Below are 12106 nucleotides of genomic sequence, written 5' to 3'. Positions count from 1 at the left end.
GGCTGGAACCACGGCTCGATCTCGCCGGCCGGGATCGCGCGGCGCAGTTCGCCTTCCAGGGTGCGGCGGCGCTCGGACTCGGCAGAGAGCTCGGCGTCGAACTCGTGCCAGCGGCGACCGCCGCCGGACTTGGCGCGGTAGAGGGCCATGTCGGCGAAGCGCTGCAGGTCGATCGCGTCGCCCGCGTCACGCGGGAAGACGGCCACGCCCACCGAGCCGCCCGAGCCGACGGTGCGGCCGTAGATGGTGTGCTGTTGCGAGAGGGTGGCGATCAGCCGTTCGGCGCGGCGGGTGACGTCGCGGTCGCCCGAGATGACCGCGAACTCGTCGCCGCCCAGGCGGGCGATCAGTTCGCCGGCTTGCGCGTCCTCGCGCAGGCGCTGGCCGAGCTCGGCCAGCAGCATGTCGCCGGCGTGGTGGCCCAGGCTGTCGTTCAGGCTCTTGAAGCGGTCGAGGTCGATGACGAAGAGGGCGACCTGGTCGCCGTTTTCGCGGGCGGCCTCGAGCCGCTCGCACAGGCCCGACGTGAAGGCGCCGCGATTGACCAGGCCGGTGAGCGAATCCGTCTGCGCCAGCCTGAGCGTCATCTCACGCTCGGCTTCCAGCTCGGCCACGCGGGCGGCGAGCTCGGCAAGGCTGTTGGACAGTTGCGGCACGGGCGTGTCTGAGGGCGCTCTTCTCTCCACTCCGCAGCATCAACGGACTGGGCTAACGCGCCGTTGAGAGATAGGGTTATCGGCCGTTAGGAAGCGGCTTCCATAGGCCGGGCCCGCCTCGGCGCGCGCCCTCGGGAAACGCCGGTTTTCGACGCTTCGCGCCACCCATTTTGAGTAACCAAGACTCGCGACCTCATCCCGCGGGGTCGTCCGCAGGACGCGTCAGGCGGCATGGCTGGACGGAGCGCTAACGCGTCTGCCGAGTTTATCCTGTCGAGCTTGGGGCGCGGCGCTGGCCGGCCTCGACGATGGGAGGCGCTTGCCGTGCCCTCAGACACAGTCAACGGCGGCGCGCCGCCTCCCGCACGCCCATCCTTCCTACGCCGGTGGTGGTTCGACGTGGTGCTGTGGAAGCGGATTCTCGCGGCGCTGGTGCTCGGCGCCATCGCCGGCCTGATCCTGGGCGAAGCCGCCGGTTCCCTGCGGTGGATCGGGGAGCTGTTCATCCGCCTGATCCGGATGGTGGTCGTGCCGCTGGTCTTCCTGTCCATCGTGTCGGGCGTGGCGGCGATGGGCGATCCGCGGCGGCTGGGCTCCATCGGCGGGCGGACGCTGTTCCTCTACGCCTGCACGACAGTGACCGCCGTGGTGATGGGCCTGTCCTTTGGCGCCCTGTTCCAACCGGGTGTCGGCGTCGATTTCGCAGGGGTGGCGCCGCAGAAGCTCGGCCCGCCGCCGTCGGCCACGGATCACCTCATGGGGATCGTGCCCCTGAACCCGTTCGAGGCGTTCGCCGAGGGCCAGCTCCTCGGGGTGATCTTCTTCTCGGTGCTCCTTGGTGTGGCCATTCCGGTGGTCGGCGAGCGCGCCGAGCCTATTCGCCGGATCTTCGAGGGCGGGGCCGAGATGATGCTGTTCATTACTCGCATGGTGATGGAGGTCGCGCCATTCGGGGTCTTCGCCCTGGTCGCCTGGGTGGCCGGGACCATGGGCGTCGCGGTGTTCGGGCACGTCCTGCTGATCGCGGCGGCCCTGCTCTCGGCCTGCGTGGTGCAGGTCCTGGTGATCCACGGCGGGCTCCTGAAAGTGGTCGCCAGGCTTCCGGTCCTGCCGTTCTTCCGGGACATCTCCGACGCCGTGATGGTGGCCTTCTCCACCTCTTCTTCGGCCGCGACCCTGCCGGTGGCCATGCGCGTGGCGGAGAAGAACCTGGGCGTCAGCCACATCGTGGCCTCCACCGCCCTGCCGATCGGCACCACGGCGTGCCTGGACGGGACCGCGATCTACGTCGCGATCCTGGCGATGTTCACGGCGCAGGCCTTCGGCATCGAACTCACCGCGAGCCAGCTCCTGATCGCGGGCCTGACCACGGCGATGGTGACGATCGGAACCGCGCCCGTGCCCTCGGCGTCGCTTTTCACTCTGGCGGCGGTGCTCGCGACCCTAGGCGTCACGCCGGAGCAGACCGCCCTGGTGGTGGGGTTCATCCTGCCCTTCGACCGGCCGCTGGACATGACCCGGACCGTCCCGAACAACACCGCCGACCTGGCGGTGGCGGTGACCGTCGCCAAGTGGGAGGGCGAGCTCGACCTGGCCGCCTACTACGCCAAGCCGGTGGAGTAGCGGGCGCTACGCCTACTCGGCCGGAACGGGCTGCGGCTCGGGGGGCGCCTCGATCTGCTTCTCCCACTTCGCGACGACCGCCGCGGCGACCGAGTTGCCGACCACGTTGGTGGCCGAGCGGCCCATGTCGAGCAGGTGGTCGACCGCCAGGATCAGCGCGATGCCGGCCTCGGGCAGGTCGAAGAAGGTGAGCGTGGCCGCGATGACCACCAGCGAGGCGCGCGGCACGCCGGCCATGCCCTTGGACGTGATCATCAGGAGCGCCAGCATGGTGACCTGCTGGGCGATGGTGAGCTCGATCCCGTAGACCTGCGCGATGAATAGCGTCGCGAAGGTGCAGTACATCATCGAGCCGTCGAGGTTGAACGAGTACCCCAGCGGCAGCACGAAGCTGGCCACCTTGCGCGAGATGCCCCACTTCTGGAGTTCCTCCAGCGTGCGCGGGTAGGCGGCCTCGGACGAGGCGGTGGAGAAGGCGAGCAGGGTGGGCGCACGGATCTGGCCGATCAGCTTCAGCATCCGCGGGCCCACGACGATCACGCCGGCCAGGATCAGCACGCCCCAGAGCAGCCCCAGCGACAGGTAGAAGCCGCCGACGAACTTGGCGTAGGTGAACAGGACCTCGATGCCCTTGGTGGCGATGGAGGCGGCGAGCGCGGCGAAGATCGCGAGCGGCGCGGTCTTCATGACGTAGCCGGTCACCTTCAGCATGATCTGGGCGCCCTGCTCGACGACCTCCAGCACCTGGGGCGCGCGGTCGTCGACGGCCGAGACGGCGGTGCCGACGAACACCGAGAACACAACGATCTGCAGGATCTCGTTGCGGGCCATGGCGTCGACGATCGAGCTGGGCACCAGGTGGGTGACGAACTCCTTCAGCGTGAACTTGGCCATGTCGACGCCGGGCGCGGCGGTTCCTTCGGCCGGCAGCGGCAGGTTCAGGCCCGAGCCCGGCTGGAGGATGTGGACCATGATCAGGCCCAGCGTGAGCGAGGTGATCGAGGCCAGGATGAACCAGCCGATCGTCTTGACCCCGATGCGTCCCACTTCGGACGCGTCGCCCATGTGCGCGATGCCGGCCACAAGAGTGGTGAACACCAGCGGTGCGATGATCATCTTGATCAGCCGCAGGAAGATGTCGGTGACGATCTGAAGGTTCGACGCCCACGCCGCGGCTTCGGCGGCGGGCAGGTTCGTGTTCAGGATCCAGCCGACCAGGACGCCGAGGACCATGGCGCCCACGATGAGGGCGGTGAAGAGACGATTCATGCACGATCTCGAGGAATTGGGGGGCCTTTGTCGCCGGGAAGCGGGCAGACGTCCAGCTTGGCAGAGTCGCAACCTTCATCGACCGGCGCTATAAGGCCCCCGATGAAGAAGCAAGAAGCAGCCGGCATCGTCGATCGGCTCGAGACTGAGTACCGCCAAAGCGTCGACTCTCTCCGCACCGCCCTCAAGGCCTTCCTCGCCGGCGGACCGCCGCCTGACGCCGAAGTCCGCCGCAACGGAACCTACGTCTATCCCGAGCTGCGCCTGACGTGGCCGCCGGGATTGCCCTATCCCCGGACCAGCCGCGCCTACGCCCGCATCCCCTCGCCGGGCCGCTATGCGATCACGGTGACGCGCCCGGACCTCTACCGGGACTACCTGATCGAGCAACTCACCCTGCTGCAGGAAGGGTTCGACATCACCCTGGAGGTCGGGCGCTCCAGCCAGGAAATCCCGTTCCCCTACGTGCTGGACCCCGCCGACATGGCTATGGCCGACATCAGCTCGGTGGAGATCGCCCGGCACTTCCCGACGACGGAGCTGGCCTACATCGGCGACGAGATCGCCGACGGGGCCTGGATAGGCGACGGCCACGAGCCGCGCCCGCTGGCCCTGTTCGACGGCCTGCGCACCGATTTCTCGCTGGCCCGGCTCACGCACTACACGGGCGCCCCGGCCGACCACACCCAGCAGTTCATCCTGTTCACGAACTACCACCGCTACGTGGACGAGTTCGTGACCTGGGCCTGCAAGCAGCTGCAGTCGGGCGGACCGTATACGGCGCTGTCGGCGGCGGGGCATGTCTACGTTACCCCTGAGACCCCCGATCCGGAGGCGGCGGTGGCCGCCGGCACGTGGCGCAAGCACCAGATGCCGGCCTACCACCTGATGGCGCCGGGGCGCGGCGGGATCACGCTGGTCAACATCGGCGTGGGGCCGTCCAACGCCAAGACAGTGTGCGACCACCTGGCGGTGCTCAGGCCCCAGGCCTGGCTTATGATCGGCCATTGCGGCGGCCTGCGCGGCAGCCAGAAGATCGGCGACTATGTGCTGGCGCACGCCTACCTGCGCGACGACCACGTGCTGGACAAGGTGCTGCCGCCCGAGATCCCGATCCCGCCGCTGGCCGAAATCCAGCTCGCCCTGAACGCCGCCGCCGAACAGGTGACCGGCGAGACGGGCGACGTGCTGAAGCAGCGGCTGCGGACCGGCACCGTGGTCTCCACCGACGACCGCAACTGGGAGCTCAAGTACTCGTCGAGTGCGCTCAGGTTCAACCAGAGCCGGGCCGTCGCCATCGACATGGAGAGCGCCACGATCGCCGCCCAGGGCTACCGGTTCCGGGTGCCGTACGGGACGCTGCTCTGCATCTCGGACAAGCCGCTGCACGGCGAGATCAAGCTGCCGGGCCAGGCCAACGCCTTCTACGACCGCGCGATCGGCCAGCATCTGCAGATCGGCCTCGCCGCCATCGACCTCCTGCGCAAGGAGGGCAGCCGGCTGCATTCGCGCAAGCTCAGGAGCTTCGACGAGCCGCCGTTCCGATAGCTGCGAGGGTGACGCTGGGGCCGCCTCGAAATTTTCGCAAGATGCCGCTAAACCCTCCCCGCCATGACCCGCCGCATCGCCTTCGAGGCCATCGACAACTTCCGCGACTTCGGGGACTACGCCGCCGGCCCGCGGCGGCTGAAGCGCGGCCTGCTCTACCGTTCGGCCAGCCAGTCGCGGGCCACCGACGCCGACCTCGAGAAGCTGGGCGGCCTGGGCATCCAGGTGATCGTCGACCTGCGACGGCTGAACGAGCGCGAGCGCGAGCCGTCGCGACGGTGGTCGGGCTTCGCCGCCCAGGTGATCGAGAACGACATCGGCCAGGAGTCGGCCGACGAGTGGCACACCTTCATCGAGACCTCGGACCTGACCGTGGAGTCGTTCCGGGCCTACATGCTGGACTACTACCGCAAGGCCCCGCACCAGCAGCGCCATCTTGACCTCTATCGCCGCTACTTCCGCGCTCTGGCCGAGACGGACGGCCCGATCCTGGTCCACTGCGCGGCGGGCAAGGACCGCACGGGCATCATCTGTGCGCTCACCCATCACGTGGCGGGCGTGCACGACGACGACGTCGTTGCCGACTACCTTTTGACCAACGACCCCGAGCGGCTGGAGAAGCGGCTGCCGCAGATCCGCGAGATCGTCCGCGACGCCGCGGGCCGGGTGGCGAGCGACGACGCCCTGATGACCGCCATGCGGGTCGAGGCCGAGTATCTGGAAATGGCCTTCCAGGTGATGCGCGAAGCGCACGGTTCGATCGACGGCTACCTCGACCAGGCGCTGGGGCTCGACCCTGAGCTCAGGGGCCGCCTCCACGACCGCCTCCTGGCCTGACGGGACCCGAAATGCAGACCTTCCAGCCGCCCCGCCGGATCCTGATGGGGCCGGGCCCTTCCGATGTCAGCCCGCGCGTGCTGGCCGCCCTGGCCCGGCCGACGATCGGCCACCTGGACCCCGCGTTCCAGGCGTTCATGGAAGACACCAAGGCAGCGCTCTCGCGCCTGTTCAATGCCCCCGACCACGCCTGCATCCCGCTGCCCGCGCCGGGCACGGCCGGCATGGAAGCGGCGATGATGAACCTGCTCGAGCCCGGCGACCGCTGCGTGGTCGCGGTCAACGGCGCGTTCGGCGGACGGATGGCCGACATGGCGGGCCGGGCCGGCGCAACGGTGGTCACCGTCGACCACGACTGGGGCCAGCCGGTGGACCCGGCGCGCGTCGAGGCGGCGCTCGCCGAGGCGCCGACCAAGGTGCTGGCTTTCGTGCACGCCGAGACCTCGACCGGCGCGCGCAGCGACGCCACGACCCTGTGCGCCCTGGCGCGCAAGCACGGCGCGCTGTCGGTGGTGGACTGCGTGACCTCGCTGGGCGGGATCGCCGTCGACGTGGCGGCGTGGGACGCCGACTTCGTCTACTCCGGGACCCAGAAGTGCCTCTCGGCGCCGCCCGGCCTGTCGCCGGTGGCGATCTCCAAGCGGGCGCAGGCGGCCATCGCCGGGCGCAAGGAGAAGGTCAGGAACTGGCTCCTCGATTTCAACCTGATCATGGCCTACTGGGGCGGCGAGGGCGGCCGGACCTATCACCACACCGCCCCGATCAACGCGCTCTACGGCCTGCATGAATCGCTGGTGGCGATCTTCGAGGAGGGCGTGCAGGCGGCGACCGTGCGCCACGCCCGCATGCACGAGGCGCTGGCCGCCGGGATTGAGGCGGCGGGGCTGTCGTTCCTGGTCGATGAGAAATGGCGGCTGCCGCAGCTGAACGCCGTGCTCGTGCCCGACGGCGTCGACGAGGCGGCGGTGCGCGCCCACGTGCTGCGGCGCTGGGACCTGGAGATCGGCGCGGGCCTCGGGCCGCTGCGCGGCAAGGTCTGGCGCATCGGCCTGATGGGCGCCTCGGCCACGCCGTGGCACGTGCGCCTCTGCCTGACGGCGCTCTGCGAGGCGCTGGCCGCGCAGGGCCACAAGGTCGACGCCCAAAAGGCGCTGGCCGCGGCGGACGCGAAGCTCACCTAAACGTCGACAACCTATCGCCGCCCGCTAGGTTGGGCCGGACGCCGCCGGGAAGAGCGGCCGGAAGGGGATGCCTGTGACCGACGCCGCCGTCGACGCCCGCGCGCCTGCGCAGGATCAGAAGCTGAACCGGGGCGGCCTGGCCTGGTCGATCTTCGAAGGCGGCCGCGACCCCTTCGTCATCCTGATCACGATCTACATCTTCATGCCCTATGTGGCCGGCTCGATGATCGGCGACCCGGTGGAGGGCCAGGCGGTGATCTCGCGCTGGCAGCAGTGGGCCGGCTGGTTCGTGATGGCGACGGCGCCCTTCATCGGCGCCTCGATCGACAAGCTGGGCGGGCGCAAGGGCGGGCTGGCGCTGATCGTCGGCCTGATGATCCCGCTGACGGCGGCCCTGTGGTGGGCCAGGCCCGACGGCACGGGCCTGTCGGTGGCGACGACCATGCTGTTCGCCATGACCGTGCAGGTGCTCTTCGCCTACAACGAGATCCTGCACAATTCGCTGCTGATCCGGGCGGCCGGCATGGGCGGGGCGCACCGCGCATCCGGCCTGGCGCTTTCACTGGGCAACGGGTTCTCGGTGCTGGCGCTGGCCTTCACCGCCTGGGCCTTCGCCTTGCCGGGCAAGGTGGATTGGAGCTGGGTGCCGAGCTCGCCGCTGTTGGGGCTGGACCCCGCGACCCACGAGCCTGAGCGGGTGGTGGCCTGGCTGGCGGCCGGGCTCTTGCTCTTCGGGTCGATCCCGCTGTTCCTCTGGACGCCTGACGCGCCGCGCACCGGCGTGCCCATCGCGCGGGCCTTCGCCCAGGGCGCCGCCGAGCTCTGGCGGATGCTGAAGACGGTGAGCCACTTCCGCGATGCGGCGATCTATGTGGGCGCCCGGATGTTCTTCGTCGACGGGATGAACGGCGTGCTGGTCTACGCCGGCGTCTTCGCCGTGGGGGTGATGAAGTGGGGCGCGCTGGAGATGCTGGCCTACGGCATCCTGCTGTCCATTTTCGCGGTCCTGGGCGGCTATGTTGGGCGCTGGCTCGACGCCGGCCTTGGGCCGAAGGTGGCGGTGGGTCTCGAGATCCTGATGTCGATGCTGGGCCTGACCGCGTTCCTCGGCATGGCGCCCGACACCATCCTCTTCTTCTGGTCTTACGATGCGAGCGCGCATGCGCCTCTGTGGGACGGGCCGGTGTTCCGCACCCTGCCGGACGTGATCTTCGTGCTGGTGGGCTTCTCGAACGCGATCTTCATCACCGCCCAGTACGCCTCGAGCCGAACCCTGCTCACCCGCCTGACCCCGCCCGACCAGACCGGCGCGTTCTTCGGGGTCTATGCGCTCTCGGGCGTGGCCACGGCGTGGCTCGCGCCCACCCTCGTCAACTTCGGCACGACCTTCACGGGCACCCAGCAGGGCGGTTTCGCCATGCTGCTGGTCCTGCTGGCCATCGGCTTCGCGGGCCTGTTCCTGGTGCGAGGCGGCGGCAGAAGCTGGGCCGCAACCCCTCGCTGAATTCTTGATTTCACAGCGGGACTATAAGGTTCCGTTCAATATGGTTTACCGTTGTTAATCATGAATACCCGCTAATGGTATAAATATATTAGTCATCCGGATTCATGGCGCTTTAAACGCAGTGGGCGAAATTGATCGTGTTCTTAGGGGCGAGCAGGCAAACGAGCTTGAAGCCCCCTCACAGTCTGCTCGCTGCAACAAGGAGAAGAGCCCATGTCGAAGTTCATGACCCGCTTCCTGAAGGACGAATCCGGCGCCACCGCGATCGAGTACGGCCTGATCGCCGCCCTGATCGCCGTCGTTCTCGTGGTGTCGCTGCAAGGCGTCGGCGACGCTCTGAGCGGCGCCTTCCAGAAGATCAACACGGAAGTCACCAGCGCCACCTCGGGCGGCTAACCCGACGTTCCTCACAGGAACCGAAAACAGGAGGGCCCCGGCGGAAACGCCGGGGCCCTTTCCTTATCAAGCTGTGCTGCAACGCTCCGTTCACGGGTGGTGGGGAATATGCCTACCGAAAGGTTCCGCCCATGCTCTCGTTCCTGGTCCCTGTGCTCGCCGCCGCCTTCGCGGCCCTGGTCCTGACGGGGGCCGTTCGGGACCTGGTTTCCTACACCATTCCCAACTGGATCTCGGGCGCGATCCTGGCGCTCCTGCCGGTCGCCATCCTGGCCGCGGACCTGTCGCTCGCGACCGCAGGGCTGCACGTGGCGATCGGCGTGGGCGTGCTGATCGCGGCCATGGCGATGTTCGCCTTCCGCTGGATCGGCGGCGGCGACGCCAAGCTGTTCGCGGCCGCGGCCTTCTGGATGGGCTGGCCGGCGGTCACCGACTTCATGCTGTGGACGGCGCTGACCGGCGGCGTCCTGGCCGTGGTCCTGATGTCGATGCGCAGGCCGCCGCTGCGCCCGCTGGTCCTGCTGGGCCCGCCGTGGCTGGTCAAGCTGTCCGAACCGGGCGGCGCGGCCCCCTACGGCGTGGCGATCGCGGTGGGAGCCCTGGTGGCGCTCCCGAAGTCGCCGCTGCTCAGCGGCCTGGTCCTCTAGCTTGCGGGCCCCCGCCAGATGCGCGACAGGGACGATCGTGCTGTGCGCGAGGCCGTCATGTCGGAAGTGATCCTCGAGGCCTGGGAGGGACCGACCGTCCCCGTGCATGCGCTCAGCGAGGCCGCGTGCGCCGCCGCGCTGGAGGCCGATCCGTTCGCGGCGGCGCTGGCCAAGACTGCCGAGTTCAAGGGCAAGGCCAGCCAGGCGTTGCTCATCTCTGCTGCGGATGGGTCGTTGGACCGGGTGCTGTTCGCCGTGGGCGAGCGGCCGATGGCGTTCCGTAGCCTGCCGGCCAAGCTGCCCGGCGGCGTCTACCGCATCGCCGAGGCGCCTGAGGGCGTAAGCGCCGACCAGATCGCGATGGCCTTCGCGCTCGGGAGCTACCGGTTCGACCGCTACAAGCCCGCCAAGGGCGAGAAGGCGTCTGAGAAGCCGCGCCTGCTGGCCGAGGGCTGCGACGTCGCCGAGGTGCGCCAGGTGGCGCACGCCTGCGCGCTGGCCCGCGACATGGTCAACACGCCGGCCAACGACATGGGCCCGCGGCAGATCGAGACCATTGCCCGCGAGATCGCCGAGCAGCACGGCGCGCAGATCACCGTGATCGAGGGGGAGGGCCTGCTGGAGGCCAACTACCCCGCCGTCCACGCGGTCGGCCGGGCGGCCGACCCGCATCGGGCGCCGCGGTTCATCGAGATGAGCTGGGGTGACGCCGGTAAGCCGCTGGTATGCGTCGTTGGCAAGGGCGTGGTGTTCGACACCGGCGGCTTGGACATCAAGCCGTCCGCCGGCATGCGGCTGATGAAAAAGGACATGGGCGGCGCCGCCCACGCCCTGGCGCTGGGCCGGATGATCATGGCCGCGAAGCTGCCGGTACGCCTGGCCGTGCTGGTCCCGGTGGTGGAGAACGCCATCTCAGGCGACGCCATGCGGCCGGGCGACGTGCTCGCCTCGCGCAAGGGCCTCTCCATCGAGGTGGGCAACACCGACGCCGAGGGCCGCCTGATCCTGGCCGACGCGCTGACCCGCGCCGCCGAGCTGGACCCGGCCCTGACCATCGACCTGGCGACCCTGACCGGCGCGGCGCGCGCAGCGCTCGGCCCGCAGCTGCCGCCCTACTTCACCGACGACGACGAGCTGGCCGGCCAGATCGAGGCGGCCGCCAGGTCGGAGGCTGACCCCCTGTGGCGCATGCCGCTGTGGAAGCCCTACGCCGACGCCCTCGATTCCGACGTGGCCGAGATCAAGAACGATCCCGACGGCTGGGCCCAGGCGGGCTCGGTCACCGCCGCCCTGTTCCTGCAGCGGTTTGCGCCCAAGGGCCCCTGGGTCCACCTGGATATCTTCGCCTGGAACCCTCGCAACCGTCCGGGATTCCCGACGGGCGGCGAGGCCCAGGCCATCCGTGGGCTGTACCGCATGATCCGCGAGCGTTTCGCATGAAGCATGATCCCCGCATCACACCCTGGCGCGACGGCGTCGCCGCCCGCAGCCTGGAAGGCGTGATCGAGGCCGAGGTCTACCTCGACCCCAAGGCCATGACCTGCACGGCGGCCGCCAGCGCCATCCGCTCGGCCCCCGACGCCAATTCCGAACAGATGGACCAGCTGCTGTTCGGCGAGCGGTTCGAGGTGATCGAGGAGGAGGGCGGGTGGCTGTTCGGCCAGGCCGCCCGCGACGGCTACGTGGGCTTCGTCGAGGCCGCCGCGCTAGGGCCCGCCGGCCCGCTGCCGACGCATCGCGTCTCGGCCATCCGCACCTACGCCTTCGCCGAAGCCAGCATCAAGTCGCGCGCCATCGGGCCGTTCTCGATCAACAGCCTGGTCACGGTCGAGGCCGTCGAGGGCAAGCTTGCCAAGGTCACAGGCGCCGGCTGGATGACCGCCGCCCACCTCCAGCCGATCGGCCTGTTCGAGGACGACTGGGCCGCGGTGGCCGAGCGGTTCGTAGGTGCGCCCTACCTGTGGGGCGGCCGCGAGAGCCTGGGCCTCGACTGTTCGGGGCTGATGCAGCAGGCGCTGTTCGCCTGCGGGCTGGCCTGCCCGCGCGACACAGACCAGCAGCAGGCCCTCGGCGCGCCCATCGACGCCGCCGACTTCGACCGCGGCGACCTGGTGTTCTGGAAGGGCCACGTGGCGATGGGGCTCGGCGACGGGAAGATCGTGCACGCCAACGGCCACCACATGGCCACCGTCATCGAGCCGCTGGCCGAAGCGATCGCCCGCATCGACGCGGCCGGCTCCGGCCAGCCGACGGCGTACCGGCGGGTCTAGCCCAAACGAAAATGGCCGGGACGAGCCCCGGCCATTCCGAATTCCAGTCTTGCGAGCGCCTACTTCTTCGGCGCGTTGGCCGTGGTCTGTACAGGCGCGGCGGTCGGCGTGGCCGCGGGCTTGGCGCCTGGCGACGCGGGGGCCTGGCCGGCTGGGCCGCCGCCCGGGGCAGTCG

The 12106-nt window shown here is 69.5% G+C and carries 11 protein-coding genes; 9 read left to right on the top strand and 2 right to left on the bottom strand.

Features of this window, described 5'->3' with window-relative positions; all coding sequences use genetic code 11:
• The coding region (locus VGD44_RS11930; protein WP_331087221.1) for a GGDEF domain-containing protein at nt 1-656 on the bottom strand (656 nt) is incomplete at its 3' end.
• A 324-nt stretch (nt 657-980) separates the two neighbouring features.
• On the opposite strand from VGD44_RS11930, the gene VGD44_RS11925 reads away from it, so the two are divergent.
• Entirely contained in the window at nt 981-2279 is a 1299-nt protein-coding gene (locus VGD44_RS11925; protein WP_331087219.1) for a dicarboxylate/amino acid:cation symporter, read from the top strand.
• A gap of 12 nt (nt 2280-2291) precedes the next feature.
• Here VGD44_RS11925 and VGD44_RS11920 read toward each other — a convergent pair whose 3' ends face one another.
• Nucleotides 2292-3548, bottom strand: a complete 1257-nt coding sequence (locus tag VGD44_RS11920) for a dicarboxylate/amino acid:cation symporter (protein ID WP_331087217.1) — start codon at nt 3546-3548, stop codon at nt 2292-2294.
• A gap of 102 nt (nt 3549-3650) precedes the next feature.
• Here VGD44_RS11920 and VGD44_RS11915 point away from each other — a divergent pair, with 102 nt between their 5' ends.
• The 8 genes from VGD44_RS11915 (at nt 3651) to VGD44_RS11880 (ending at nt 11931) form a co-directional block, all read left to right on the top strand.
• On the top strand, nt 3651-5096 hold the full coding sequence (locus tag VGD44_RS11915; RefSeq protein ID WP_331087215.1) for an AMP nucleosidase: 1446 nt from the start codon (nt 3651-3653) through the stop codon (nt 5094-5096).
• 63 nt (nt 5097-5159) lie between these two features.
• Complete coding sequence (locus tag VGD44_RS11910; RefSeq protein WP_331087214.1) at nt 5160-5933, top strand: tyrosine-protein phosphatase; 774 nt, start codon at nt 5160-5162, stop codon at nt 5931-5933.
• 11 nt (nt 5934-5944) lie between these two features.
• Complete coding sequence (locus VGD44_RS11905; protein ID WP_331087212.1) at nt 5945-7114, top strand: alanine--glyoxylate aminotransferase family protein; 1170 nt, start codon at nt 5945-5947, stop codon at nt 7112-7114.
• Nucleotides 7115-7187: 73 nt separating this feature from the next.
• Nucleotides 7188-8618: an MFS transporter gene (locus VGD44_RS11900; RefSeq protein ID WP_414694644.1), complete on the top strand. Its 1431-nt coding sequence runs from the start codon at nt 7188-7190 to the stop codon at nt 8616-8618.
• A 213-nt stretch (nt 8619-8831) separates the two neighbouring features.
• On the top strand, nt 8832-9014 hold the full coding sequence (locus VGD44_RS11895; protein WP_331087208.1) for a Flp family type IVb pilin: 183 nt from the start codon (nt 8832-8834) through the stop codon (nt 9012-9014).
• A 131-nt stretch (nt 9015-9145) separates the two neighbouring features.
• On the top strand, nt 9146-9661 hold the full coding sequence (locus VGD44_RS11890) for an A24 family peptidase (protein ID WP_331087206.1): 516 nt from the start codon (nt 9146-9148) through the stop codon (nt 9659-9661).
• 57 nt (nt 9662-9718) lie between these two features.
• Nucleotides 9719-11101, top strand: a complete 1383-nt coding sequence (locus tag VGD44_RS11885) for a leucyl aminopeptidase family protein (protein WP_331087204.1) — start codon at nt 9719-9721, stop codon at nt 11099-11101.
• Nucleotides 11098-11931 carry an NlpC/P60 family protein gene (locus VGD44_RS11880; protein WP_331087202.1) on the top strand — a complete coding sequence of 278 codons (834 nt, stop codon included), beginning with the start codon at nt 11098-11100 and terminating at the stop codon, nt 11929-11931. Before VGD44_RS11885 ends, VGD44_RS11880 begins: the two co-directional genes overlap by 4 nt.
• Nucleotides 11932-12106 lie beyond the last annotated feature (175 nt).

The sequence above is a fragment of the Phenylobacterium sp. genome, from assembly GCF_036402295.1.
Lineage (GTDB): Bacteria > Pseudomonadota > Alphaproteobacteria > Caulobacterales > Caulobacteraceae > Phenylobacterium.
This window is presented reverse-complemented; position numbering and strand designations above follow the sequence as displayed.

Bases quoted from the DNA above. Each gene is read 5' to 3' on its own strand.
- VGD44_RS11920 (WP_331087217.1), bottom strand. From the start codon at position 3,548: ATGAATCGTCTCTTCACCGCCCTCATCGTGGGCGCCATGGTCCTCGGC.
- VGD44_RS11885 (WP_331087204.1), top strand. From the start codon at position 9,719: ATGTCGGAAGTGATCCTCGAGGCCTGGGAGGGACCGACCGTCCCCGTG.
- VGD44_RS11880 (WP_331087202.1), top strand. From the start codon at position 11,098: ATGAAGCATGATCCCCGCATCACACCCTGGCGCGACGGCGTCGCCGCC.
- VGD44_RS11895 (WP_331087208.1), top strand. From the start codon at position 8,832: ATGTCGAAGTTCATGACCCGCTTCCTGAAGGACGAATCCGGCGCCACC.
- VGD44_RS11915 (WP_331087215.1), top strand. From the start codon at position 3,651: ATGAAGAAGCAAGAAGCAGCCGGCATCGTCGATCGGCTCGAGACTGAG.
- VGD44_RS11910 (WP_331087214.1), top strand. From the start codon at position 5,160: ATGACCCGCCGCATCGCCTTCGAGGCCATCGACAACTTCCGCGACTTC.
- VGD44_RS11905 (WP_331087212.1), top strand. From the start codon at position 5,945: ATGCAGACCTTCCAGCCGCCCCGCCGGATCCTGATGGGGCCGGGCCCT.
- VGD44_RS11890 (WP_331087206.1), top strand. From the start codon at position 9,146: ATGCTCTCGTTCCTGGTCCCTGTGCTCGCCGCCGCCTTCGCGGCCCTG.